The 25,059-nt window shown below is 25.5% G+C and carries 23 protein-coding genes and 1 other annotated feature; of the genes, 13 read left to right on the forward strand and 10 right to left on the reverse strand.

Annotation, left to right across the window (positions count from 1 at the left end; all coding sequences use genetic code 11):
* Window positions 1-137: 137 nt before the first annotated feature.
* Genes CLOACE_RS06180 through CLOACE_RS06190 form a run of 3 tightly spaced genes read left to right on the forward strand, consistent with a single transcriptional unit; the run spans window position 138 to window position 1,214 of the window.
* Window positions 138-530, forward strand: a complete 393-nt coding sequence (locus CLOACE_RS06180; RefSeq protein ID WP_070110238.1) for a hypothetical protein — start codon at window positions 138-140, stop codon at window positions 528-530.
* Window positions 531-572: 42 nt separating this feature from the next.
* Entirely contained in the window at window positions 573-761 is a 189-nt protein-coding gene (locus CLOACE_RS06185; protein ID WP_070110239.1) for a hypothetical protein, read from the forward strand.
* A gap of 60 nt (window positions 762-821) precedes the next feature.
* Window positions 822-1,214 carry a hypothetical protein gene (locus CLOACE_RS06190; protein ID WP_070110240.1) on the forward strand — a complete coding sequence of 131 codons (393 nt, stop codon included), beginning with the start codon at window positions 822-824 and terminating at the stop codon, window positions 1,212-1,214.
* 179 nt (window positions 1,215-1,393) lie between these two features.
* Here the strand turns inward: CLOACE_RS06190 and CLOACE_RS06195 are convergent, their stop codons facing one another.
* Both CLOACE_RS06195 and perR read right to left on the reverse strand, forming a co-directional pair.
* The gene (locus tag CLOACE_RS06195) at window positions 1,394-2,347 is read right to left on the reverse strand and encodes an FG-GAP repeat domain-containing protein (RefSeq protein WP_070110241.1); all 954 of its coding nucleotides are present in this window, start codon (window positions 2,345-2,347) and stop codon (window positions 1,394-1,396) included.
* 116 nt (window positions 2,348-2,463) lie between these two features.
* On the reverse strand, window positions 2,464-2,889 hold the full coding sequence (gene perR, locus CLOACE_RS06200) for a transcriptional regulator PerR (RefSeq protein ID WP_070110242.1): 426 nt from the start codon (window positions 2,887-2,889) through the stop codon (window positions 2,464-2,466).
* A gap of 403 nt (window positions 2,890-3,292) precedes the next feature.
* Here perR and CLOACE_RS06205 point away from each other — a divergent pair, with 403 nt between their 5' ends.
* On the forward strand, window positions 3,293-5,353 hold the full coding sequence (locus CLOACE_RS06205) for a thioredoxin domain-containing protein (protein ID WP_070110243.1): 2,061 nt from the start codon (window positions 3,293-3,295) through the stop codon (window positions 5,351-5,353).
* Between the two features lie 17 nt (window positions 5,354-5,370).
* Window positions 5,371-5,559 carry a ferredoxin gene (locus CLOACE_RS06210; protein ID WP_070110244.1) on the forward strand — a complete coding sequence of 63 codons (189 nt, stop codon included), beginning with the start codon at window positions 5,371-5,373 and terminating at the stop codon, window positions 5,557-5,559.
* A 16-nt stretch (window positions 5,560-5,575) separates the two neighbouring features.
* Here the strand turns inward: CLOACE_RS06210 and CLOACE_RS06215 are convergent, their stop codons facing one another.
* A complete protein-coding gene (locus tag CLOACE_RS06215) occupies window positions 5,576-6,271 on the reverse strand; it encodes a L,D-transpeptidase family protein (protein ID WP_070110245.1) in 696 nt (231 codons plus the stop codon).
* Between the two features lie 165 nt (window positions 6,272-6,436).
* Here CLOACE_RS06215 and CLOACE_RS06220 point away from each other — a divergent pair, with 165 nt between their 5' ends.
* From CLOACE_RS06220 to CLOACE_RS06235, 4 genes are all read left to right on the forward strand, one after another.
* A complete protein-coding gene (locus CLOACE_RS06220; RefSeq protein ID WP_070110246.1) occupies window positions 6,437-7,669 on the forward strand; it encodes a M16 family metallopeptidase in 1,233 nt (410 codons plus the stop codon).
* A gap of 8 nt (window positions 7,670-7,677) precedes the next feature.
* Window positions 7,678-8,493: a recombination regulator RecX gene (recX, locus tag CLOACE_RS06225; RefSeq protein ID WP_070110247.1), complete on the forward strand. Its 816-nt coding sequence runs from the start codon at window positions 7,678-7,680 to the stop codon at window positions 8,491-8,493.
* 74 nt (window positions 8,494-8,567) lie between these two features.
* The gene (locus tag CLOACE_RS06230) at window positions 8,568-9,740 is read left to right on the forward strand and encodes a transglutaminase-like domain-containing protein (protein ID WP_175429441.1); all 1,173 of its coding nucleotides are present in this window, start codon (window positions 8,568-8,570) and stop codon (window positions 9,738-9,740) included.
* Between the two features lie 45 nt (window positions 9,741-9,785).
* Window positions 9,786-10,625 carry a polysaccharide deacetylase family protein gene (locus CLOACE_RS06235; protein ID WP_070110249.1) on the forward strand — a complete coding sequence of 280 codons (840 nt, stop codon included), beginning with the start codon at window positions 9,786-9,788 and terminating at the stop codon, window positions 10,623-10,625.
* 34 nt (window positions 10,626-10,659) lie between these two features.
* Here CLOACE_RS06235 and CLOACE_RS06240 read toward each other — a convergent pair whose 3' ends face one another.
* The 3 genes from CLOACE_RS06240 to CLOACE_RS06250 form a co-directional block, all read right to left on the reverse strand.
* Entirely contained in the window at window positions 10,660-11,010 is a 351-nt protein-coding gene (locus CLOACE_RS06240) for a tetratricopeptide repeat protein (protein WP_070110250.1), read from the reverse strand.
* Between the two features lie 97 nt (window positions 11,011-11,107).
* A complete protein-coding gene (locus CLOACE_RS06245; RefSeq protein WP_070110251.1) occupies window positions 11,108-11,899 on the reverse strand; it encodes an ABC transporter permease in 792 nt (263 codons plus the stop codon).
* Window positions 11,896-12,657 carry an ABC transporter ATP-binding protein gene (locus CLOACE_RS06250; RefSeq protein WP_070110252.1) on the reverse strand — a complete coding sequence of 254 codons (762 nt, stop codon included), beginning with the start codon at window positions 12,655-12,657 and terminating at the stop codon, window positions 11,896-11,898. Before CLOACE_RS06250 ends, CLOACE_RS06245 begins: the two co-directional genes overlap by 4 nt.
* 302 nt (window positions 12,658-12,959) lie before the next feature.
* Between CLOACE_RS06250 and CLOACE_RS06255 the strand changes: the two genes are divergently transcribed.
* Entirely contained in the window at window positions 12,960-17,243 is a 4,284-nt protein-coding gene (locus CLOACE_RS06255) for a 2-hydroxyacyl-CoA dehydratase (RefSeq protein WP_070110253.1), read from the forward strand.
* A gap of 72 nt (window positions 17,244-17,315) precedes the next feature.
* Here the strand turns inward: CLOACE_RS06255 and CLOACE_RS06260 are convergent, their stop codons facing one another.
* Window positions 17,316-18,335, reverse strand: coding sequence for an ABC transporter substrate-binding protein (locus CLOACE_RS06260; protein ID WP_070110254.1), 1,020 nt, complete (start codon window positions 18,333-18,335; stop codon window positions 17,316-17,318).
* 169 nt (window positions 18,336-18,504) lie between these two features.
* Window positions 18,505-18,727: a binding site (T-box leader), on the forward strand.
* Window positions 18,728-18,788: 61 nt separating this feature from the next.
* On the opposite strand from CLOACE_RS06260, the gene CLOACE_RS06265 reads away from it, so the two are divergent.
* Both CLOACE_RS06265 and CLOACE_RS06270 read left to right on the forward strand, forming a co-directional pair.
* Window positions 18,789-21,437, forward strand: a complete 2,649-nt coding sequence (locus CLOACE_RS06265; RefSeq protein WP_070110255.1) for a valine--tRNA ligase — start codon at window positions 18,789-18,791, stop codon at window positions 21,435-21,437.
* A 58-nt stretch (window positions 21,438-21,495) separates the two neighbouring features.
* Window positions 21,496-22,827 carry a bifunctional folylpolyglutamate synthase/dihydrofolate synthase gene (locus CLOACE_RS06270; RefSeq protein WP_070110256.1) on the forward strand — a complete coding sequence of 444 codons (1,332 nt, stop codon included), beginning with the start codon at window positions 21,496-21,498 and terminating at the stop codon, window positions 22,825-22,827.
* On the opposite strand, the gene CLOACE_RS06275 is transcribed toward CLOACE_RS06270, so the two are convergent.
* Entirely contained in the window at window positions 22,824-23,081 is a 258-nt protein-coding gene (locus CLOACE_RS06275) for a TIGR03905 family TSCPD domain-containing protein (protein WP_070110257.1), read from the reverse strand. The two genes, CLOACE_RS06270 and CLOACE_RS06275, sit on opposite strands and share 4 nt — an antisense overlap.
* Window positions 23,082-23,215: 134 nt before the next feature.
* Here CLOACE_RS06275 and CLOACE_RS06280 point away from each other — a divergent pair, with 134 nt between their 5' ends.
* On the forward strand, window positions 23,216-24,100 hold the full coding sequence (locus tag CLOACE_RS06280) for a YncE family protein (RefSeq protein WP_070110258.1): 885 nt from the start codon (window positions 23,216-23,218) through the stop codon (window positions 24,098-24,100).
* A gap of 3 nt (window positions 24,101-24,103) precedes the next feature.
* On the opposite strand, the gene CLOACE_RS06285 is transcribed toward CLOACE_RS06280, so the two are convergent.
* A complete protein-coding gene (locus CLOACE_RS06285; RefSeq protein WP_070110259.1) occupies window positions 24,104-24,628 on the reverse strand; it encodes a DUF4364 family protein in 525 nt (174 codons plus the stop codon).
* Between the two features lie 111 nt (window positions 24,629-24,739).
* Window positions 24,740-24,976 (reverse strand): alpha/beta-type small acid-soluble spore protein, encoded by a 237-nt coding sequence (locus CLOACE_RS06290; protein ID WP_070110260.1) that lies wholly within the window; start codon window positions 24,974-24,976, stop codon window positions 24,740-24,742.
* Between the last annotated feature and the right edge of the window lie 83 nt (window positions 24,977-25,059).

The raw sequence follows: 25,059 nt of genomic DNA on the forward strand, positions 1-25,059 counted from the left end.
AATGAAATGACTAATTATCTGATAGGATTATTAATCAAATAAAGAATAATATTTTAAATTAGATTAGTAATGTTCGTTAGAAAATAAAGATGTTTTCTATCAAATGTTACAACTATATTATACGAGGAGGAAGTTATATGGATTTAAATCATTTAATAAATGAATTATCTTCTGGAGATAGCGGTTGCTGTACTCCACAAAAAAATGCTTTGGATTTACTAGGTGGTTGTGGTAGTAATTCATTTTTGCTAATTTTAATAATATTACTTTGTTTCTGTGGTTGTGGTGGACATGGAGGATATGGTGCACATAGTGGATGTTGTGACTTTGATAATGATTATTATGTATGCACTTGTAAAAAGAAACATCGCAAAAAGGATAAGAGGAAATGTTATGAGGTTTATAATTATTCCTGTGGTAATGATATGAACTTTATAATATTAATACTAATAATTATATGTTTATGTAAAAATCCATGTAAGTCATCAGGCTGTTCAAATGTAGTAAATTTAGATACATGTGATAAATAAATATTACATTAATAGCCATAGCACAGGAAAGGGGGTTTATATATGTCAAAAAAGATAAAGTGTTACCCTAGTAAACCTTGTAATCCCTGTGGAGATCCTTGTACTTTAATATTATTTTTGCTAATATTAGGATATTCAGGTTTGATAAATAATAACAATGCTTTAATATTAATATTCTTATATTGGCTTTGCTGTGGTGAACGTAAGGGTATTAACACATGTTGTTGCTAAGTAAGGGGGCTTTTTTAGCCCTCTTAATTATATATAATCAATGTTTAGGAGGGTTTTACTATGTCAAAACATAAAAAACACAAAAAGCATAAGGAAAAGGAAAGAACTTTAGATTTTAATAATATTGATGTTGCTCAATTAGCTCAAATGTTAAGTAATATAGATATAGACAAAGTTTCTCAAGAACTTTCAAAATTAAATATAGATGAAAATGTAATAAAAGAAAATAATAAAGAAAATAATAAAGAAGATAATTTGAATATTAAGGATAAAGATACAAAATATCTTGAACATAAAACTAGTCGTGATAAAAATAATGTAGCTAAAGCCTATGAAGATGATAAAACTATAAAAGTCTTGAAAGCAATAAAGCCTATGGTAAATGCTCAAAGGTGCCAAATAATAGATAAAATAATACAATTATACTCTATAGGAAGAATAATTAATAAATAATATATTAAATATAAATAGTTTATTAAAATTTTTTTATAAATGAATAAAAAAACTTTTAAAGGGTAAAATTAATAATGTAATTAGGAGATATATAGTCTCCCAGAACATCAAATAAATATTCATTTGATGTAAAACCCCCCATCCCCCTTTTGGGACCGTAAATCGGTCCCAATTTTATTTTATTCTAAATTTAATTTATAATTTATTGATGTAATTTTAAAATATGTATTGTTATAAGAATCTTTATGGGGCTTAAGTAATACATTTAAATACATATTTTTAATTTTATTATTACTTTCTATTTTTTTAGGCGTAACTTTAAAATTTAATATCCATTTTATTTCTATAGGAGAACCGTCTTTATTCCATTTTGTATCTCTAAATAAAGCATCTTGAAAATTATAAACATTTTCTTCTTCTATTAATTTTTCTAAAGCATAAAAATTTTTAATAGTTAAGCCTGGATAAAAAATGTTAGAAGGAATATTATTTTTGTTATTTTGAAGGCTTTCTATATATTTAATTAAAGAAAATATGGAATCTTTACCCATATAACTATTAGTATGTTTATGATAAAAGTTTTCAAATTTATTGTTAAAAATATAATTGGAGAATACTATGTAATTAGAATTTATACTTCCACTTATTACTTTAGGAGTTTTATTATTTTTTGAATCTACAAATCCTAAAATATTATTAGAACTAAAAAATAGCTCCTGAAATTTAGTTCCGTTCCAGAAAAATATATGTTGAAGTGCTTTGTTATTATAAGAAGATTGTATAAATATTTCTGGTATAGTATTTCTATCTATGTCTAAAAGAGTTATTTTCATAGGCCAGTAGCTACAATATTGACCTAAAGTACCTATATTTATATTAGGTTCAATGTATAAACTTTTATTTTTGCTATTTACTTGTAAATGATATTTATTTTTACAAGTTTTTATATATAGTACATCTTCTATTCCATCACCAGTAAAATCAGTTTTTATAATTTTATTATCTGAAATTATATTAAGTGTTGCAGTAGATATATTAAATTTTTTAAAAATAATAAAGGATATAACAACTATAAAAAAAGCAATAATTAAATAAATTTGATTTTTCTTTATAAAAATGCTCTTGAATTTCATATAATCACCCCTAAGGTAATTATATGAATGGTATTTTAATTTAATTATAAAAATAAAAAATAAATCATTACATTCCTATAAAGTAATCTTTTATCATTTTATAGGAATGTAATGATTTATTTTTTAGTCAATTTAGTTTTACATTCTTCACAAAAACCGTAGAAATAAACTTGATTACTCAATACAGTATAATTAGTATATGAAGTTACTTCTGTATTAAGATTAGAAAAACAAATCCCGTTTATATCGTCTACTTTACCACAGTTAATGCACTGAATATGAGGATGAGAACATACATTAGCATCATACCTAAAATTTCCTTCTCCTACATTTAGTTCTTGTATTAAATTAACTTCTACTAAAGTTTTAAGAGCCTTATATACTGTAGCTAAACTCATTGTAGGATACTCTGGCTGAAGAGCTTTGTATATAACTTCTGCTGATGGATGGCTTTTAGTAGATTGCAAATATTTATACACAGCTATACGTTGAGGAGTAAGTTTTAATTTTTTTTCCTTAAAAATTTCTGTAATATTATTCATATTTACCACCCTTATTATATGATTAAATTTATTATATAATTAATCATATTATATAATAAAAATTATTGTCTGTCAAAAAATATTGATTTACAAATAAACTTATTTTTTATAATATTTATAACATTATTACTATATTTATAAACATTTTAATGTTTTATATATTTAATGTACTATACTAATAATATCATAAATTTTTAATAAGTTCTTTAAAAGTTATAAATAATTATTATATGTTATAATAATTATTTAATTTATCCTTTATATAAACTAAATTGAATAATTATTGCTACAATATTCATTAAATAGAAAACACAAAAAATGAGAATAAAATTATTAATGTTTAATTTCAGTTAATTTGAGTTATAATATTAGAAATAAAATCAAATGGAGATGAAAAAAATAAATGTCTACATTAAAAACATTATATAAAAAAGCTAATAAGTTGATAAATGAAAAGTCACCATATTTACTTCAACATGCTTATAATCCTGTAGATTGGTATCCTTGGGGTGAAGAAGCTTTTGAAATAGCTAAAGAAGAAAATAAGCTTGTGTTTTTAAGTATAGGATATAGCACTTGCCATTGGTGCCATGTAATGGAAAGAGAATCTTTTGAAGATGAAGAAATAGCAAAAATACTAAATAAATATTTTGTATCTATAAAAGTAGATAGAGAAGAAAGACCAGATATAGATAATATTTATATGACATTTTGTCAAATGTATTCAGGAAGTGGTGGATGGCCTCTTACAGTTATAATGACTCATGACAAAAAACCTTTTTTTGTTGGCACCTATTTTCCTAAGGAAGATAGATATGGGCGAAGAGGGCTTAAGGATATATTGAATTCTATTAAAGATTCTTGGATAAAAGATAAGGAAAATATATTAATTTTAAGCAATAATATAGCTGAAGGTATATCAAAGTTTGGAATTTCAAAAAATCAAGGAAAAATAAACAAAGATATAGTAAATATTACATTTAAAGATTTAAAACAATCTTTTGATAAAAAATATGGTGGTTTTAGTATACAACCTAAATTTCCTTTGTCACATAATATATCTTTTTTATTAAAATACTATTTTATAACAGGAGAGAATTTAGCGTTATACATGGCAGAAAAAACTTTGCAGTCTATGTATAAAGGAGGAATTTTTGATCATATAGGATATGGCTTTTCAAGATATTCTACAGATGAAAAATGGCTTGCACCACATTTTGAAAAAATGCTTTATGATAATGCATTATTAATTACTCCATATACAGAAGCATACGCTATAACTAAAAACGTTTTTTATAAAGATGTAGTAGATAAAATAGTTAAATATCTAGTAAAAAATATGCTAGATAAAGAAGGAGGATTTTACTCTGCTGAAGATGCAGATTCGGAAGGAGTAGAAGGTAAATTTTATTTATGGAGCAGAGATGAAATAATAAAAATATTAGGCGAGGAAAAAGGTGAAGTATATTGTAGGTATTATGATGTTACTGAAAATGGTAACTTTGAACATAAAAACATACCTAATTTAATTAAAACTGATATAAATTTTATAGAAAAGGACAATAATTTAAAAAATTTATTAGAACAATGTAGGAATAAACTATTTTCAATTAGAGAGAAAAGAATACATCCTCATAAAGATGATAAAATACTAACTTCTTGGAATGGAATGATAATTGCATCTTTAGCTTATGCAGGAAGAGTGCTTAATAATTATAATTATATAAAAATAGCTGAAAATGTATGGAATTTTATTTCAAATAAATTAATAAGTAAAGAAGACAATAGGTTGTTTGGAGTTTATAGAAAGGGAGAATCTTATAATTTAGCTTTTTTAGATGACTATGCTTTTACTATAGGAGGACTTATAGAACTTTATCAGTCTACTTTTAAATTATATTATTTAAAAAAAGCTATTGAATTAAATAATAATATGCTTAATTTATTTTGGGATAATGATAATGGCGGATTATATTTTTACGGAGAAGATAGTGAAAAATTAATAGCAAGAAATAAGGAAAGTTATGATGGAGCAATACCTTCAGGAAATTCTGTAGCAGCTTTAAATATGGTAAATTTATCTAAATTTACTAATGATTTAGATTTAGAAGATAAAATAAATAAGCAATTTTTTGCTTTTGGAGAAGAAATAAATAAGAATCCATTAGGATATAGCAATTTTGTTATTGCTTTTATGAGTTATTATGAATCCATAAAGCAAATAGTAATAACAGGTAATAAGGAAGATGCTGATACTAAAGCTATACTAGAGAAAGTAAATAGCAAGTATAATCCATTTTCAATTATTATTTTAAATGATGAAAGTAGTGAATTGTTTAAAGTAAATTCATTTTTAAAAGAGCAAAAAAAGGTTAATAATAAAACAACAATATATATTTGTGAAAACTTTTCGTGTAAAAGTCCTGTGAACAACATAGATGAGTTAGATAAATTATTAGGATAAATTAAGGAGGTAATTATATGAAAGCTTTTGTAGATAAAGATACTTGTATAGGATGTGGACTATGTCCATCTATTTGTCCTGATATATTTGATATGGATGATGATGGAAAGGCAAAAGCATCAGATAAAGAAATACCAGATGCATTAATTGATGATGCAAAGGATGCAGAAGATCAATGTCCTGTAAATGCAATAAGTGTTAAATAAAATTAGGAGTAGAGCTTTAATCCATTAGCTTTACTCCTAATTTTTTATAGAAATTAAAATTTATTGTATTAGACAAAGGGATATTATTATCCTTTTGAAATTTATGTATGTAATATTTCATTCCATCTCCATAAATTCCATCAGGATTACCTTCGTAATAACCTTTTATCTTAAGAAGTCTTTGAACTTCAAAAACATCAGCACCTCTATCACCAGGATTTATATTTCTAAGTCTGCTTCCAAAGTTTCCATAAGGTCCTCCATAAATTATTACAGGAGTGCCGTGAGGTACTAATTTATATAATTCAGAAACATCTCTATTTTTCATTCTAATACATCCATGAGAAGAGTTCCAGCCAATTGAGTTAGGTTTATTAGTTCCATGTATACCATATTTACCCCAAGGAACATTTAATCCTAACCAATGTCCTCCAAAGCCCTTTCCCCAAGTTCCTTTGCTTATAATTTTCCATGAACCTATTGGAGATGGAGTATTAGGTTTGCCACTGGCAATAGTATAGGATTTTATAATTTTATTATTATTTATAAGAAACAATTCATGAGAAGATATATCCACTAAAATACATGTAGATTTATTATTAGAACCATTATTTAAACTTAAAATATTATATTTGTTACCTAAATATATAAGAATTATTTCTATTATAAGTATAAATAAAAGAGTATATAATAATTTTTTAAATCTTGACATAATAAATTTCCCTCCCACTCAATTATATGAATGAAAGGAATTTAAGAGAACAAATTATTTATGCTTTTTTATTAAATTATATATAAAATTATAACTTTTATATATATAATTATTATAATTGTATATAGTGTATTAAAATATTTTAATTTATGAAGGGAGCAATATATGTTTTATTCAAAAAAGTATATACTAGATAATGGATTAAATCTTATTTGTATAAAAAAAGATAGCAAATTAATATCTATAAATGTAGCAATTAGAGTGGGAGCTTTGCTAGAGGATAAATCAGAAAGAGGAATATCACATTTTGTTGAACACATGATTTTTAAAGGAACTAAAAAAAGAAACAATGAAGATATAAATTCTGATATTGAAAAATTAGGTGGAGAGTATAATGCTTATACAGGATATGATCGTACAGTATATACTTTCACGGGATTAAAAGAAGAAATAGAATGTATTATTGAAATATTTTCAGACATGCTTCAAAATTCTATATTTTCATCAAAAGAAATAAAAAAAGAAAAAGAAGTTATATTGTCAGAAATTAGAACTGCTAAAGATGATATAGAAGATTTTAGTTATCAAAAGGCATATTATGCAGCTTTTGATAAAAGTCCATTAAAATATGATACTATAGGTACAGAGGATATAGTAAATAAGTTTACAAGAAATGAAATTTTAAGTTTTTATAAAAAATACTACATTCCTAATAATTGTAACATTGTAGTTGCATCTGATTATGAACCTTATTATATTTATAAGTTAATTAAAGAACATTTTGGTAAGTGGGAAAGAAAGGAAATAAAAAAGAATAATATTTTAATGGAAAGAAATATTCCAGGATGCAATTATTCTTATAAAAAAGATATAGAACAAAGTACAATAATATATATATTTACATTTAATAATTTAAATAAAAATCAAGAGTTAGCTTTAAGAATATTAAATCATAAATTAGGCGAAAGTAATAATTCTATACTTTTTAAAGAACTAAGGGAAAAGAGAGGATTAGCTTATGACGTTTATACATCGCTGGATTTATCAAAACATGTAAAAACAATGTGTATTTATACTGCTGTAAGTGAAGAAAACATAGAAAAAACAATAAATATTATTAATAATTGTATAGATAAAATAAAAAAGAAAGAAATAGTATTTGATAATAGTACAATAGATATTATGAAAAAAGTTTTAAAAACTGCTACAGCATTTACTTTAGAAGATTGTGAAGATATAGCTAATTATGTTTTGTATCAATCTATAAATAATGAAAATATATACGAATTTATAGAAGATAATAAAGCGTTAAATTATATAGAAAGTAATCACATATATGAAATAGCAAATTTAGTATTAAATAATCCTACAATTCACATACTTAAAAGAAAAGAATAGGTGATTTTATGAATAAAAATATAGTTACTAAAGTAGAATTTCAAAAGAAGAGTAAAGATAGAGTTAATGTATATATAGATGGAGAATTTGCTTTTTCCTGCTCTATTGAGCTAGTTTATTCTCATAACATTAAAAAAGATAAAATTTTAGATATAGATTATATAAAAGGCATAGTAAACCAAGATAACTATATTAAAGCAAAAAAATATGCTTTAAATATTGTGGAAAAAAGTTACAAAACAGAAAAAGAAATAATAGACAAATTACAATCTAAAGAATATGATAATAATACTATTAATAGTGTATTAATGTTTTTAAAAAAATATAAGTTTGCAGATGATGAAAAATACTGTAAAATTTATATAGAAGAAAAAATAAAAAATCAAGGTAAAAATAAAATAAAATATAATTTACTAAAAAAAGGTATATGTGAGAAAATAATAGATAATGAATTAAGAATTATAGATGATAGCATAGAAGTTTTATATGGTAAAAAATTAGCTGAAAAAAAATACAAACTATTATTAAAAAAACCTCAAAATATAAAAAGTATATATAGTAAATTAGGAAATTATTTATTGGGAAAGGGATATAATTATAATATAGTAAATAATATTTTAAATCAAATTGTAAAAGAAGAAGATTTAGTTAAAAAAGAAGAAAATGAAGATGAGTTAAAAAATTTAATTTATAGCAAATATAAAAAGATGATTGTATCAGAAAAAGATATTAAAAAAGTATATGTAAAATTAGCTAATTATTTATTAAGAAAGGGATATGAGTGGGAAAAAATAAAAAATTTGTTACATGATATAATTGAGTAAAAAAATAAAATTTATATAATACAATTAATAAAGATGTATTGTTTTTAGTAAAAATGGGAAGGAAGGATACAAATTTGAAATTAAATCCAATTACAATAATTTTATTATTATCTTTTATTTATCCTCTTTTAAAGGGATTTTTATTTAAATTTTCTTCTCATGATTTAAAATATGATATAGAAGAACTAGGCAAAAACATATCTTTTATAGCAGGAATTGTTCTAGGAACTTACTATGGAAGAAAGATATTTATTCAACATTATGGAGGAGTATATAAAAAGATATATAACTCAATACCTTATAGTATATTGAAGTATATAGAAAGTAATAATTTTGTTATTTATTTAATAATAATACCTATATTAATAATTATAACGTATAAAATAGTATTTTTAATATTACAGTTAATGAATTTAATTACTATATATCCTATTTTAGATAATATTGAAAGTTTTCTAAGTAGAAAAAGTGAAGTGTTTAAAAGAGTAGCAGGAGCTTTATTTCAAATTCCAAAAGCTCTATGTTATTTATTGATTATAACATTTTTATTTAATTTAGTTTCTATATTAAATGGCAGTAAAGCATTAGATAAATATTTAGAAACATCTAAGCCATATAAATATATATGTAAAGAAGTAGTTATTCCTATTACTAATTCTAGAATAGCAAAAAAATTACCTAATATAATTGATAACTCATTTAAAGTTGTTATTAAGAATTCTAATAATCAAAATGATAAAGTTTCATATAATAATAAAGGAAGAACCATAGTATATTATAACGGAGTAACTTTAGATGAGGGAATAAAATCTAATTCTAAAATAGATAAATTTGCAAAAAGTATAGTATCTAACGAAGTTTCCACTAGAAATAAAGCTAAAATATTATACAATTGGATTGGAAGTAATATATCTTATGATAATGAAAAGGCAGATAAAGTACTAAATAATGATTTTAATGTTAGATCAGGTGCTGTAGCAACTTTTGAAACTAGAAAAGGAATTTGTTTTGACTATTCTTGTTTATATGTTTCTATGTGCAGAGCAAATGGAATAAAAGTGCGTTTAATTACTGGATATGGTTTTAATGGATTAACATGGGTAAACCATGCTTGGAATCAAGTATATATACCAGAAGAAAGTCAATGGATTAATGTGGATACAACTTTCTATAAAGGAGGAAACTATTTTGATAGTAGAAGATTCAAAATAGATCATAAAAATGGAACTATAGCTGGTGAATGGTAGAAAATTTATGCAATATTTATTGTTATGATAGGAGATGTTAGAGCTATGAAAAAAATTAATAGAATAGATAAAGGTAAAAAGAAAAGATTTAAAAATATTGCATTTCTAGGGTTTTGTATAATGATACTGTTTTCTATAGGATTTTTTATAGGTGGCAGAGTATCTCAAAGTAGGCATGTTGTAGTTAATGCTTTTAGTTCAAATAAAAAAAATGATGAAATTAAACAAAAGAAGTTAGAAGAAAAGGAAAAGCAAAAGAAAAAGAAAAAACAATATGCTATGGATCCTTATAAAAATGATGGCAAAAAAATAGTGTTTTTAACTTTTGATGATGGACCTTCTAGAAATAATACTCCTAAAATATTAGATATATTGAAAGAAAATGATGTAAAAGCTACTTTTTTTGTAGTAGGAAGTTATGCAGAATCTAATAAGGACATATTAAAAAGAGAAAAAAATGAAGGACATGCTATTTGTAATCACACTTATTCTCATGATTATCAGTATATTTATTCAGATGTATCTAATTTTGTAAATGATATAAAAAAGTGTGAAAATACTATAAAAGATATATTAGGAAAAGATTATGAAAATAAAGTAATAAGATTTCCAGGAGGTTCTTTTGGTTCAAGATTGCAGCCCTATAGACAAGCAATTAAAGAAGAGGGGTATTACTATATAGATTGGAACTGTTTAAATGGAGATGCAGAGAGACATAATGTACCAGTATTTAATTTAATAAATAGAGTAAAAGAAACATCTCAGGAACAACAACATATAATAATTTTAATGCATGATGCTGAAACCAAGCATACAACTGTACAAGCGTTACCTGAAATTATAAAATATTTTAAGAGTCAAGGATATACTTTTGAAACATTTTAAAAATAAAAAACACGGTTTTTAAACACCGTGTTTTTTATTTACTATATTTATTCATTATTATATTTATTGCTTTTTCACAATCTTTGTCACTAGGGTCTAAAGACCAAGCAGTATTAAAATATATTAAAGCTTTTTTATGATTTTTTAATAATACATAACAATAAGCAAGATTGAAAAAGTATTTGCTTTCTCTTTTTTTATTTATGGCTAACTCTAGAAGTGATATGGCTTTTTTTAAATCTTTTAACTTTATAAAGCATACTGCAGCATTATACAATGAAGAGGCTTCGTTTTCTTTGGCGTGTAGTGCTTTTTTGTACATAGCTATAGCTTTTTTATAATTTCTATTGCTATATAGATTATTAGCTTGTTGAAAATAGCTCATTTAAAGTCCTCCCTAGTTTATTGAAAATTTATCTTTATAGTACTTAAATAACTATAATATCTATTATAATTATTTCCATTAAAGTATATTTTATGCTTTAACTGCTAAGTTTTTTTTCAAAAAAAGCTACAGCTTGATACATAAGATAAGCTAATATTGAAAGTATAATTATACTCATCATTACCATATCTAGCTGGGATATTTGACCACCATAAATTATTAAAAATCCTAAACCTTCTTTAGCTACTAAAAATTCACCCATTATAACACCTACCCAGGAAAGACCTACATTTATTTTTAAAGTAGATACTAAAGTAGGTATAGATGCAGGTATTATTAAATATCTTAATATATCTAATTTGTTTGCACCTAAAGTTTTAAGAAGTTTAATTTTATCTTCATCTACTTCATTAAATCCATTTAAAACATTTATAATAGTTACAATTATTGATATAAGAAGAGCTATTATTATAATAGCTTCTTTACCATTGCCTACCCAAAATATAATAATAGGTGCTAAAGCAACTTTAGGTAAAGCATTTAATACTACTAGATAGGGGTCTAAAACTTTAGATATAAAATCAGACCACCATAGTATAATAGCTATAAGTGTACCTAATATAGTACCCAGTAAAAAACCTAGTATAGTTTCATAACAAGTTACCCATATGTGTTTAAATAAAGTACCTTCATAATATATTTTTACTAAACTTTTCCACATTCTAGAGGGAGTACTTGTTAGAAAAGGATCTATCCAATTTAAATTTCCTGCTATTTCCCATAAAGCGAAAATAGAAAATAATATAATAAATCTAGTTATAGCAATTTTTGCATTTCTTTTTTTATAATTTTTAATATACATGCTATGTTCTTTATTTAAATCTATCATTGATTATTCAACTCCTTCCATACATCATTAAAATAAGTTCCGAATTCAGGAGTTTCTCTGCGTTTTAAAGGAGAATTATAATTAGCTTTAAAGTCAATTTTTATATTTTTTACTATTTCTGCAGGACGCTTAGATAGTACCAATACTCTATTTGACATAGATATAGCTTCTGAAATATCGTGAGTTACCATGATTACTGTTTTATTTTCTAATTTTAATATTTTAAATATTTCATCACCTATGTTAAGTCTAGTTTGATAATCTAAAGCTGAAAAAGGTTCATCTAATAACAAAACTTCTGGATTTAATGCTAATGTTCTTATTAGTGCTACCTTTTGTCTCATACCTCCTGAAAGTTCATTAGGATGATGATTTTTAAAATCTAATAAATTGTAATTGTAAAGTAATTTTTCTATTTTTTCTTTTTGCTGATTAGTTAATTTGTTTTTTATTTTAATACCTAAGGTAACGTTATCCCATACATTGAGCCAATCGAATAAATGATCTCTTTGAAACATATATCCTATTTTATTTGACACAGAGTATAAATTTTTATTGTCAATGTATACTTCACCATAAGAGGGTTTTAAAAGTCCAGCTATTATATTCAATAATGTAGATTTACCACAACCAGATGGACCTACAATGCTTATAAAGTCTCCTTCTTTAACAGAAATAGATATGTTTTTAATTGCTTCAGTGGTATTATTTAAAGAATGATAGTTCATATATATATTTTTAACCTCTACTTTATTCATAATATCATCTCCTATAAAATTCTTAATTTATTATATGACTTTTAGGAAAGTAATGTTAAAATATTATATAAATTAAATATATTATAGATTAGGTTATTGAATAAAAAATAATAGATAAAATAAAATATAAAAAATTAGTTGTATTGTATTTTATAATGTATTATATTGAATATAAAGAAAAAATTTTAATAAAATTATAAAAATGTGTTGTGTTAAACTATAGTAATTAAAGCTATTTTGATACCATATATTTTATGTAAATAAACTAATATATAAAAAATTATAAAAAGGTGATATGATATATGAAAAAGTTATTTAATGTGGGATTAGATATAGGTTCTACTACTGTGAAGATAGCTGTATTAGATGAAAATAGTAATTTAATTTATAGTAAATATAAAAGACATTTTTCTGATATTAAGAGTTCAATTGTTGACATTATAAGTGAAGCATATAAATATTTTAAAAATGAAAATATTACTATAATGGTAACAGGCTCTGGAGGATTAGCTGTTTCTAAATGGATAGAAATAGAGTTTATACAAGAAGTTATAGCTTGTACTAAGACAATAGAAAATTTAATTCCCAATACGGATGTAGCTATAGAACTTGGAGGAGAAGATGCTAAAATAACATTTTTTGATAATGGTATTGACCAGAGAATGAATGGAACTTGTGCAGGGGGAACTGGGGCTTTTATAGATCAAATGGCTTCTTTACTTCAAACAGATGCTCAAGGGTTAAATGAATTGGCAAAGGAATATAAGGTTATATATCCTATAGCGGCTCGATGTGGAGTTTTTGCAAAAACAGATATTCAACCTTTGTTAAATGAAGGAGCAGCTAAAGAAGATATAGCAGTATCAATATTTCAAGCAGTAGTAAATCAAACAATAAGTGGATTAGCTTGTGGTAAAGCAATAAAAGGTAATGTTGCTTTTTTAGGTGGACCTCTTTATTTTTTATCAGAGCTTAGAAAAAGATTTATAGAAACATTAAATTTAACAAAAGATGAAGTTATATTTCCAAATAATTCTCAATTATTTGTAGCTATAGGAGCTGCAATAGCTTCTAAAGATAAAAATCCTATTTCTTTTGAAGAAATTAAGAAAAAAATAAATAATTTAAATCATGTTTTTTCAGGAGAAATTACAAATCTTAGACCCTTATTTAAAAATGAAAAAGAATTAGAAGATTTTAAAAATAGGCATAGTAAATATATAGTTAAAAAAGGAAACTTGAAAGGTTTTAAAGGAAATTGCTTTTTAGGAATAGATGCAGGTTCTACTACTACTAAAGCGGCTTTAATAGATGAAAAAGGTACTTTATTGTATTCTTATTATTCAAGTAATAATGGAAGTCCTCTAAAATCTACAATAAACATATTAAAAGAATTATATTGTGTAATGCCTAATACAGCAAATTTAGTTAATTCTACTGTTACAGGATATGGAGAAGGATTGATAAAAGCAGCTTTAAATGTTGATATAGGAGAAGTTGAAACTATAGCACATTATAAAGCAGCAGAATTTTTTCTTCCAGGAGTAGAATTTATACTGGACATTGGTGGACAAGATATGAAATGTCTTCAAATAAAAAATGGAGTAATAGATAGTATAATGTTAAATGAAGCTTGTTCTTCAGGATGTGGTTCTTTTATTGAAACTTTTGCTAAATCACTAAATATGGATGTTAAAGAATTTGCTAAAACAGCTTTATTAGCAAAAAATCCTGTAGATTTAGGTTCAAGATGTACTGTATTTATGAATTCTAAAGTTAAACAAGCTCAAAAAGAAGGCTCAACTGTAGGAGATATTTCTTCTGGTCTTTCCTATTCTATAATAAAAAATGCTCTTTTTAAGGTTATAAAAGTAAGAAGTGCAGAGGAATTACCTAACAATATAATTGTGCAAGGTGGAACATTTTACAATGATGCTGTATTAAGAAGTTTTGAAATTATATTACAAAGAGAAGTAGTAAGACCAGATATAGCTGGAATTATGGGGGCTTTTGGCGCAGCGTTAATAGCTAAAGAAAGGTTTAAAGAAGGAGAAAAAAGCAAATTACTAACATTGGATGAACTACAACATTTTAATAGTGAAATTACTATGAAAAGATGTGGAGGATGTGGAAATAATTGTTTATTAACGATTAATAAGTTTTCAGATAATACAAGTTTTGTATCTGGAAATAGATGTGAAAAAGGTGCTGGAAAAGAAAATGTAAATAAAAACGTACCTAATTTATATAACTATAAATATAAAAGGGTGTTTAACTATAAACCTTTAAGTAAAGAAAAGGCTAAAAGAGGTGTAGTAGGTATACCTAGGGTATTAAATATATATGAAAATTATCCGTTTTGGTTTACATTATTTACTAATTTGAAGTTTAGAGTTGAAATATCTCCTCGTTCTAATAAAAAAATATATGAATTAGGAATAGAAACTATACCATCTGAATCTGCATGTTATCCTGCTAAAATTGTTCATGGTCACATAATGAGCTTAGTACTAAAGGATATAGATTTTATATTTTATCCATGTATACCGTATGAACAAAAAGAACAAGAAGAAGCAGATAATAACTATAATTGTCCTATAGTTACTTCTTATGCTGAAGTTATAAAAAATAATATGGATGTATTAAGAGAAAAAAATATAAATTTCAAGAATCCTTTTTTACCTTTAAATAATGAAAAAAGGCTTATAAATAGATTATGCGATGAATTAAAAGAATTTAATATAAGCAAAAATGAAATAAAAACTGCTGTAAGAAAGGCATATGAAGAGCAAGAAAAAGTTAAAGAAGATATAAGAAAAAAAGGAGAAGAAGTTCTTAAATATTTAAAAGATACAGGAAAAAGAGGTATTGTGCTTGCGGGAAGACCTTATCATATAGATCCAGAAATAAATCATGGACTTCCAGAATTAATTACTTCTTTTGATATGGCTGTACTTACAGAAGATTCAGTAGCTCATTTAGGAAAAGTGGATAGACCACTAAGAGTAGTAGATCAATGGGTATATCATTCTAGGTTGTATGCAGCTGCTAGCTTTGTAGCTAAAGAAAATAATTTAGAACTTATTCAACTTAATTCTTTTGGATGTGGTTTAGATGCTGTTACTACAGATCAAGTAGAGGAAATATTAAGATATTATGGTAACATATATACTGTATTAAAAATAGATGAAGGAAGTAATTTAGGAGCAGCTAGAATAAGAATTAGATCTTTAAAAGCTGCTGTAGAGGAAAGAGAATATAGTGGATTTAAACCTAATAAAATTTATTCACCAGAAAAAAGAATAATATTTACAAAAGAAATGAGAAAAAAACATACCATATTATGCCCTCAAATGTCACCAATACATTTTCAATTTATAGAAGAAGCTTTCTCTGCTTCAGGGTATAATGTAGATATTTTACCTTCAGTAGATAAAAAAGCTGTAGATGAGGGATTAAAATATGTAAATAACGATGCTTGTTATCCATCTATTATTGTAATAGGACAAATTATAGAAGCATTAAAATCTGGAAAATATGATTTAGATAATACATCTGTTATTATATCTCAAACTGGTGGAGGATGTAGGGCCACAAATTATATAGGATTTTTAAGAAAAGCTATTAAAGAAGCAGGTTTTCCTAATGTTCCAGTTATATCTGCAAATTTAATAGGTATAGAAAAAAATCCAGGATTTAAATTAACATTGTCATTAGGTAAAAAAGCACTTATAGGCTTGTTATATGGTGATTTACTTATGAGAGTATTGTATAGAGTAAGACCTTATGAAAAAATACCGGGCTCAACTAATGTGCTTTATAATAAATGGGTAGGAATATGTAAAAAAAATGTACGGGACGGAAATATGGCTACATTTAAGCAAAATGTGTATAATATAGTAAAGGAATTTGATAATATAGAAATAAATAACATAAGTAAACCTAGAGTTGGAATAGTTGGAGAAATATTAGTTAAATTTCATCCTACTGCTAATAATAATGTTGTTCACATATTAGAAGAAGAAGGTGCAGAAGCAGTTGTGCCAGATTTAACAGACTTTTTCTTGTACTGTGCTTATGACTCTACATTTAAATATAAGTATTTATCTGGAAGTAAATTCAATCAATTAATTAGTGATTTAGGTATACTAGTTATAGAAAGCTTTAGAAGACATATAAAATATGCTCTTAATCGTAGTAAAAGATTTGATTCTCCAAAAACTATAGGAGAACTTGCAGAAGGAGCAAAGCCTATATTATCTATTGGAAACCAAACTGGTGAAGGATGGTTTTTAACAGCAGAAATGGTAGAACTTATAGAAAGTGGAGTAAATAATATAATTTGTATGCAACCTTTTGCATGCTTGCCAAATCATATAACAGGAAAAGGTATGATAAAAGAGTTAAAAAGAAGGTATCCAGGTACAAATATTGCAGCTATAGATTATGACCCTGGAGCAAGTGAAGTGAATCAATTAAATAGAATTAAGCTTATGCTTTCTGTAGCTTTTGAGTCTATTAAAAATAAATCTAATAAATTAAATAATAAAAAAAATATGGAAAAAGTTATTGAAGAATTAAAGTAAATTAATATAAAGATTTATTTATAAAAAGAGTCTATGTGTTTTCTAATACATAGACTCTTTTATTTTATTTATTTATTTTAAATTTTCCATAGCTTTTTCACTAAAAGAGTTATTTACTATTTTATTAAAAGGTGGTTTTGAAGGTATTAAAGTATTATCATAAGATTGAATTATGTCTATTAGTGTATTTAGATATTCTTCTTTCATTATAGGATTTTCAGCATAAGCATTTATTGATTTATAATTTTTGATTACATTAATTAATATATTTTCGTTAGTTCCAGGGAAAAATGATTTAATAGATTTTGCTATTTCAGATTCGCTATGTTTTTTTACCCAAATCTGACCTTTGTAAATAGCTCTTGTGAATTTTTCTATAGTTTCTGGATTTTTTTCCATGTAGGATTTAGTACAAAAATAGCAAGTATAAGGTATAACACCAGCAGATTTACCTATAGAGGCTACTATTTTACCAGAATTGTCTTGTTCTATCATACTAGCAGTAGGTTCAAATAAAGCTACATAGTCTCCAGTACCAGATTTAAAAGCTCCTGCTGTAGCAGTAAAAGCAAGGTTAGTTATTAGCTCAACATCTTTTCCAGGTTCTAGTTCATGTTTTTTTAAAACATACTCTAAAGCCATTTCAGGCATTCCACCAGGTCGTCCCCCTATTATGGTTTTTCCTTTTAAGGATTCCCAATTAAAATTATTATCCTCTTTTCTTCCAACTAAGAAAGAACCATCTTTTTGAGTTAGCTGAGCAAATAGTATCGGATAGTCTTCTCTTTTTTGATTATATATATATACTACTTGTTCAGGACCACAAAATCCTATATCAGAACTTCCGCTTAGCACTTGTTGCATAGTTTTATCAGCACCTTGTCCTGTAGAAAGTTCTATATCTAAACCTTCTTCTTTAAAAAAACCTTCGTTAATTGCCACATACATAGGAGCATAAAAAACAGAACGAACAACCTCATTTAATTCTACTTTTACTAAAGATTTATCTTTATTTTTACATCCAGCAAATAGTGTTATAAAAAATATCAGCAATATACTAATAGATGCAATGTGTAAATTTCTTTTTTTCATATAGTCCTCCTTATTTTATATTTATTATTATTTTATAATATGATTGTTGTGTAAAATTTGTTAAACTTAGGTTATTGAATAAAAAATGCTATTGACATGTTATAAATTAAAGATATAATATATATTAAAACTGATAAATAGTTATTTTTTAAGTATATACTATAATAATATACAAACTATGACAAAGAGGAGTAAAGAATAAGGAGTATAAAGAGAGGAAAGTTCATTGGCTGCAAGGCTTTCTATACAAATTTTCTTGAAGGTAGCTTTGGAGTTTCTTTACTGAACTTTTAAGTAGGTAAAGACGGTTTACTTAAATCGTTATTATATTAAGAGCCTGCATTGCATATAATACAGGAAAAAAGGTGGTACCGCGAGTCTTCGTCCTTTTATGGACTAAGGCTTTTTTTAATTGGAATAATTAATTTAATATAAATTTAAGGAGAGATGGATATGGACGAATCAAAAAATATTGCAAAAACCTATAATCCTAAAGAATTTGAAAGTAGATTATATAGTTGGTGGCAAGATAAAGGAGTTTTTACACCAGATGTAGACAAAAACAAAAAATCTTATTGTATAGTTATGCCACCTCCAAATATAACAGGAAAATTACACTTAGGTCATGCTCTTGATAATTCTCTTCAAGATTTTTTAATTAGAGTAAAAAGAATGCAAGGTTATAGTACTTTGTGGCTTCCAGGTCAAGATCATGCTAGTATAGCTACAGAAGTTAAAGTAGAAAATGAACTTCTTAAAAAAGGAATTAAAAAAAGAGAAATAGGAAGAGAAGCTTTTCTTGAAAAAGTTTGGGAATGGACTGACGAATATAGAGAAAGAATTCGTGAACAAGTTAAAAGAATGGGATGTTCTGTAGACTTTACTAGAGAAAAGTTTACTATGGATGAAAGCTTAAATAAAGCAGTTAGACATATATTTGTAAAATTGTATAATGAAGGACTAATATATCAAGGAAATAGAATTATAAATTGGTGTCCTAAATGTAAAACTGCTTTATCTGATGCAGAAATAGAATATAGTGAACAAAACGGACATTTTTGGCATGTAAAATATCCATTAGCTAATGGAGATGGATATTTACAAATAGCTACAACAAGACCAGAAACTATGCTAGGAGACGTTGCAGTAGCAGTTAATCCAAAAGATGAAAGATATACTCATTTAGTAGGAAAAACTTTAATATTACCACTTGTAAATAAGGAAATTCCAATTATAGCAGATGATTATGTTGATATGGAATTTGGAACAGGTGCTGTTAAAATAACTCCTGCCCATGATCCTAATGACTATAATGTAGGTAAAAGACATAATTTACCTGAAATAAATGTAATGAATGAAGATGGAACAATTAACGAATTAGGTGGCAAATATGCTGGATTAGATAGATATGAAGCTAGAAAAGTTATGGTAGAAGATTTAGAAAAAGAAGGATACTTAGTAAAAATAGAAGATCATGTTCATAATGTAAGTTGCCATGATAGATGTGGAACAACAATAGAACCTATTATATCTAAACAATGGTTTGTAAAAATGAAACCATTAGCAGGTCCTGCTATAGATGCAGTAAGAAATAAAGAAGTAAAATTTGTTCCAGAAAGGTTTGATAAAATATACTTTAACTGGATGGAAAATATACAAGATTGGTGTATATCAAGACAACTTTGGTGGGGACACAGAATCCCAGTTTGGTATTGCCAAGATTGTGGAGAAGTTATAGTAGCTATAGATGAACCTACTAAGTGTACTAAATGTGGAAGTAGCAATTTGAAACAAGATAATGACGTGCTTGATACTTGGTTTAGTTCTGCATTATGGCCTTTCTCAACATTAGGATGGCCTGATAAAACAGCAGATTTAGAATACTTCTATCCTACAAGTACATTAGTTACAGGATATGATATTATATTCTTCTGGATAGCAAGAATGGTATTTTCTTCACTTCATACTATGAAAGAAATACCTTTTGATACAGTATTAGTTCATGGAATAGTAAGAGACTCTGAAGGAAAGAAAATGTCAAAATCCTTAGGTAATGGTGTTGATCCTATTGAAGTAATAAATGAATATGGAGCAGATGCTTTAAGATTTATGTTAATAACAGGAAATGCTCCAGGAAATGATATAAGATACTATCCAGAAAAGGTAGAAGCAGCAAGAAACTTTGCTAATAAGATATGGAATGCTTCAAGATTTGTTATGATGAATTTAGATAAAGATTTAATGGATAAGTATAAAGATAACAAAAATTATTCTGTAGCAGATAGATGGATATTATCAAGAGCTAATACTTTAGTTAAGGAAGTAACAGATAATATAGATAAATTTGAATTAGGAATAGCTTCTCAAAAAGTATATGAATTTATTTGGAATGAATTCTGCGATTGGTATATAGAACTTGTTAAACCAGTAATGTATGGAGATAATGAAGAAGAAAAGGGTATAGCATATAATGTTTTATATAAAGTGTTAGTTATAAGCTTACAATTATTACATCCTATAATGCCATTTATTACTGAAGAAATATATACTCACTTAGGAGAAGAATGTGAATGTATAACTACTTCAAAATGGCCTGAATACAACGAAGAACTTGAAGATAAGAAATCTGAAAAAGAAATGAAATATGTAATAGAAGCTATAAAGGCTATAAGAAATGTAAGAACAGAAATGAATGTACCTTATTCAAGAAAAGCTAAAGTAATGATTCATGTTACTGAAGAAGATATGAAAGAAGGATTTGTTCAAGGAGAAGAATATTTTAAAAAATTAGCTTCAGCAAGTGAAGTTGTATTAGTAAATTCAAAAGATGAAGTTTTAGATAACACAGTTTCAGTTGTTACATTAGGAGCGGAAATTTTCATGCCTCTTCTTGATTTAGTAGATGTAGAAAAAGAAATTGAAAGATTAAACAAGGAAAAAGAAAAATTAGAAAAAGAAATTGAAAGAGTTGAGAAAAAGCTTTCCAACAAGGGTTTTGTAGATAAAGCACCAGAAGCAGTAGTAAATAAGGAAAGAGAAAAAGGAGAAAAATATAAAGAAATGCTTGAATCTGTATTGGAAAATTTACAAAAATTAAAGTAAATCATATATAAAGTGTAGGGTATACCCTACACTTTAATTTACATGAGAGGGTGATAAAATGAATTACAAAGAAGCTATGAACTATATAAAAGATACAGCTAAATTTGGTAGTAATTTAGGATTAGAAAGAACAGAAAAATTATTAGAGTTTCTAGGAAATCCTCATAAATATATAAAATGTATACATATAGCAGGTACTAACGGAAAAGGTTCTACAACTTCTATGATAACTCAAATACTAATAGAAGCTAATTATAAAGTAGGAACATACATATCACCTTATTTAGAAGAATTTGAAGAAAGAATGCAAATAAATAATAATAGTATATCAAAAGAAGATTTAACTAACTTAGTAGAAAAAGTTTCAAAGGCTGTAGATAAAGTTATAGAATTAGGCTATGAACATCCTACAGAATTTGAAATAATAACATGTGTTATGTTTTTATATTTTTATATAAATAAAGTTGACTTTGCTGTAATAGAAGTAGGCCTTGGAGGTAGATTAGATTCTACTAATGTTTTACAATCTTTTAATGATAAAACTCAAGGAGGAGTTATATTAAGTGTAATTACTTCCATAGGTTATGATCATATGAAAATATTAGGAAATTCATTAAAAGATATTGCCTATGAAAAAGCAGGAATAATTAAAAAAAGTGTACCAGTTGTTTCATACCCTCAGGAGGTAGAAATATTAGAAGTATTAAATAAGGTTAGTAAAAGTAAATATAGTGAATTTATAGAAGTATCTAAAAATTGTGCAAGATATGTAGGTACTAAAAAGTTAAATAATAAATATATTCAACAAATTCAAGTAAACACTTATAAGAGCAGCTATGATATAGATTTATCCCTTTTAGGAAAATATCAAGTTTTAAACTGTGCTACAGCTATATTTGCTATAGAAAAGTTAGTAGAGCTTGGATTGAATATAAATAATAAGACTATCATTAATGCATTAAAAAATGTAAAGTGGCCAGGAAGATTAGAAGTAATGAATACACAGCCTTTAGTTGTAATTGATGGAGCTCATAATATAGATGGAATGTTAAGTCTTAAAGAAAGTATAGATTTATATTTTAAGTATGATAAGCTTGTGTTAATTATAGGTATATTAGCAGATAAAGAAGTAGAAAATATGATTAGTATAATAACACCTATGGCAGATAAGGTTATAGCTGTTACACCTAATAGTGATAGAGCAGAGATTTCTAGTGAACTAAATAAGTTAATAAAGAAATTTAATATTAATAGTGAATCAGAAGAAGATTATGAAAATGCTTATAAAAAAGCACTAAGCTATTGCTCTGAAAAAGATTTATTATTAATATGTGGTTCATTATATATGGTGGGAGATATGAGAAAAATAATAAGACAGATGATTGATTAAACATCTGTCTTTTTTAATACCAATTCTTCTAAAGCTTTTGCAAATTGATCTGGGCAAGAAGTAATTTTAAAACCACATCTTATTCCTTTTAGTCTATTTATAGTTTCTTCTACAGGTAATCCTTCTACTAAATGGGATATTCCTTGAAGATTTCCACTACATCCTCCAGTAAAATTTACATTAGTAATTTTATTATCTTTAATGTCAAAATCTATTTTTTTAGAACATACTCCTTTAGGAATATAAGTATACATTTTATTATTCCTCCCTTTTTAATAGTATATATTATACTAATATTATACCCTGATAGGGTATATATATCAATATTTTATAAAATAAATCTCAAAATTTAAGTAGCTACATATTATAACTGTGAGGAGGTGATAATATGGAAAACTTATATGTTTGTAATACATCTTCAGATTTCATATCTGTCATAAACTTAGATTTTTTTAAAGAAAAACATAAAATAAATTTGAGAACTAATAATTATAATAAAATGGGACCCCACGGTATGTGTGTAAAAAACGATAAATTATTAGTTGCTAATAATTATAGTGATAGTTTATCTATAATAGATATAAAAAATTATAAAAATGTAGAAAATTATTTTATTGGAAGCAATTGTAATGATTTAGTTGTAAATGAAGATATGGCATATATAATATGTGGAGATTTAAATAACGTAATTTTATTTAACTTAACTAATAAAGTTATTGAGGAATCAGTTCCTTGTGGAAATTTGCCATTTAGCATAGATATAAATAAGAAAAAAAAGCTTTTAGCTATATCCAATGTACAGGAAGACAGTTTAACTTTAATAGATTGTGAAAATAGAGATAATACTAAAAAAATAAGAGTAGGTTCTTATCCTACTAAAGCCATATTTACTTCTGATGGAAATTATATATTAGTATGTGAAAGCAATATAGGGTCAGATTTTAGAGGAAATATTTCTATAATATCTTTAAAAAATTTTAATTTAGTTAATAGAATTGAAGTTGGTAATTCACCTGTGGATATGTATTATGATGGCAAAAATTGTTTTGTATCTAATTTTGGAGAAGGAAGCATAAGTATTGTGGATACAAATTGTTATAGGGAAATAAAAAAAATAAATGTAGGAGGAATGCCTAGGGGAATAGTAAAAGCCAATAATTACGTATATGTAGGAGATAATTATAATGATCTTTTATTTAGAATTGATATAAAAGGGGAAAAGAAAAAAGTCATTCGGATAGGGGGAGAACCTACAGGAATGACTATATATTAAATATTAATCAATAAAAGCCTTTATTATTTTACTATATATTTCTGTAGAATGCTTTTTCCATTTAGCACATAGTTTTTTAGCCTGGTCATTTGAGCCTACATTTAATTTTAAATCTATTAATATGCAGTCATTTTCTACAGCTTTTAAGTTTACAATAAAATTGTTTTTATGTTCTATAGTATAATCAGCAGTTATTGTGACTTCTTGTTTAATATTATTTAAATGATTTTTCAAATATTCATCTATTAGGTACTTTTTTTGGTTAGAAATTCTATTTTTAAATAAGTTAAGTACTTTTAGACCTTTATCAGTTATTATAAGTCTATGTTTTCCGTCTTTTTCAATATATTTTAAAAAATTAGATGATACTAATTCTGATATATATTGTTGCAAAGTAAAATAATTTATAAAGTTGTTTTCTAAAATAATTTGAGTAATTTGATTATTTGAGATTGCAAAGTTTATTTTATTAAATATATAAAGTAGTAGTAGTTTATTTTCTGCTAACTCTAAAGTATCCTCAAACATTATTCATCCTCCCCATAAAAATATCAAGTTATAATTTATTATAACATAAAATACATAAAGCACCGAATATATTCGGTGCTTTATGTAAAAAATTATATATAATATTTTCTATTATTTGTTATTTTGATTTTTAGATAAATGGTCTTCTGCCATTGATACAAGTCGTTTTACCATTTCTCCTCCAACTCTTCCACAATCTTTAGATGTAATATTTCCCCAATAATCTTCAGATCCTTGGTGTACTCCTAAATTTAGCTCTTCTGCTATTTCATATTTCATATTATCTAAAACAGAATGAGCTTCTGGAACAATTTGTGTTCTTCCACTTCCTGACTGACCTAAAGCCATAATAATACCTCCTTTATTTAAATAAAGTATATACTAATATATTTATCTTTTATATAAAATTTATGAATAATAAAATATTGAAA

The sequence above is a fragment of the Clostridium acetireducens DSM 10703 genome (genome assembly GCF_001758365.1).
GTDB lineage: Bacteria > Bacillota > Clostridia > Clostridiales > Clostridiaceae > Clostridium_C > Clostridium_C acetireducens.

Excerpts from the sequence above, each read along its gene's own strand:
- perR (WP_070110242.1), bottom strand. The coding sequence starts at position 2,889 with ATGAATAATATTACAGAAATTTTTAAGGAAAAAAAATTAAAACTTACT.
- CLOACE_RS06185 (WP_070110239.1), top strand. The coding sequence starts at position 573 with ATGTCAAAAAAGATAAAGTGTTACCCTAGTAAACCTTGTAATCCCTGT.
- recX (WP_070110247.1), top strand. The coding sequence starts at position 7,678 with ATGAATAAAAATATAGTTACTAAAGTAGAATTTCAAAAGAAGAGTAAA.
- CLOACE_RS06245 (WP_070110251.1), bottom strand. The coding sequence starts at position 11,899 with ATGATAGATTTAAATAAAGAACATAGCATGTATATTAAAAATTATAAA.
- CLOACE_RS06285 (WP_070110259.1), bottom strand. The coding sequence starts at position 24,628 with ATGTTTGAGGATACTTTAGAGTTAGCAGAAAATAAACTACTACTACTT.
- CLOACE_RS06280 (WP_070110258.1), top strand. The coding sequence starts at position 23,216 with ATGGAAAACTTATATGTTTGTAATACATCTTCAGATTTCATATCTGTC.
- CLOACE_RS06260 (WP_070110254.1), bottom strand. The coding sequence starts at position 18,335 with ATGAAAAAAAGAAATTTACACATTGCATCTATTAGTATATTGCTGATA.
- CLOACE_RS06275 (WP_070110257.1), bottom strand. The coding sequence starts at position 23,081 with ATGTATACTTATATTCCTAAAGGAGTATGTTCTAAAAAAATAGATTTT.
- CLOACE_RS06220 (WP_070110246.1), top strand. The coding sequence starts at position 6,437 with ATGTTTTATTCAAAAAAGTATATACTAGATAATGGATTAAATCTTATT.
- CLOACE_RS06255 (WP_070110253.1), top strand. The coding sequence starts at position 12,960 with ATGAAAAAGTTATTTAATGTGGGATTAGATATAGGTTCTACTACTGTG.
- CLOACE_RS06210 (WP_070110244.1), top strand. The coding sequence starts at position 5,371 with ATGAAAGCTTTTGTAGATAAAGATACTTGTATAGGATGTGGACTATGT.
- CLOACE_RS06235 (WP_070110249.1), top strand. The coding sequence starts at position 9,786 with ATGAAAAAAATTAATAGAATAGATAAAGGTAAAAAGAAAAGATTTAAA.
- CLOACE_RS06250 (WP_070110252.1), bottom strand. The coding sequence starts at position 12,657 with ATGAATAAAGTAGAGGTTAAAAATATATATATGAACTATCATTCTTTA.
- CLOACE_RS06265 (WP_070110255.1), top strand. The coding sequence starts at position 18,789 with ATGGACGAATCAAAAAATATTGCAAAAACCTATAATCCTAAAGAATTT.
- CLOACE_RS06180 (WP_070110238.1), top strand. The coding sequence starts at position 138 with ATGGATTTAAATCATTTAATAAATGAATTATCTTCTGGAGATAGCGGT.
- CLOACE_RS06290 (WP_070110260.1), bottom strand. The coding sequence starts at position 24,976 with ATGGCTTTAGGTCAGTCAGGAAGTGGAAGAACACAAATTGTTCCAGAA.
- CLOACE_RS06270 (WP_070110256.1), top strand. The coding sequence starts at position 21,496 with ATGAATTACAAAGAAGCTATGAACTATATAAAAGATACAGCTAAATTT.
- CLOACE_RS06215 (WP_070110245.1), bottom strand. The coding sequence starts at position 6,271 with ATGTCAAGATTTAAAAAATTATTATATACTCTTTTATTTATACTTATA.
- CLOACE_RS06190 (WP_070110240.1), top strand. The coding sequence starts at position 822 with ATGTCAAAACATAAAAAACACAAAAAGCATAAGGAAAAGGAAAGAACT.
- CLOACE_RS06195 (WP_070110241.1), bottom strand. The coding sequence starts at position 2,347 with ATGAAATTCAAGAGCATTTTTATAAAGAAAAATCAAATTTATTTAATT.
- CLOACE_RS06205 (WP_070110243.1), top strand. The coding sequence starts at position 3,293 with ATGTCTACATTAAAAACATTATATAAAAAAGCTAATAAGTTGATAAAT.
- CLOACE_RS06240 (WP_070110250.1), bottom strand. The coding sequence starts at position 11,010 with ATGAGCTATTTTCAACAAGCTAATAATCTATATAGCAATAGAAATTAT.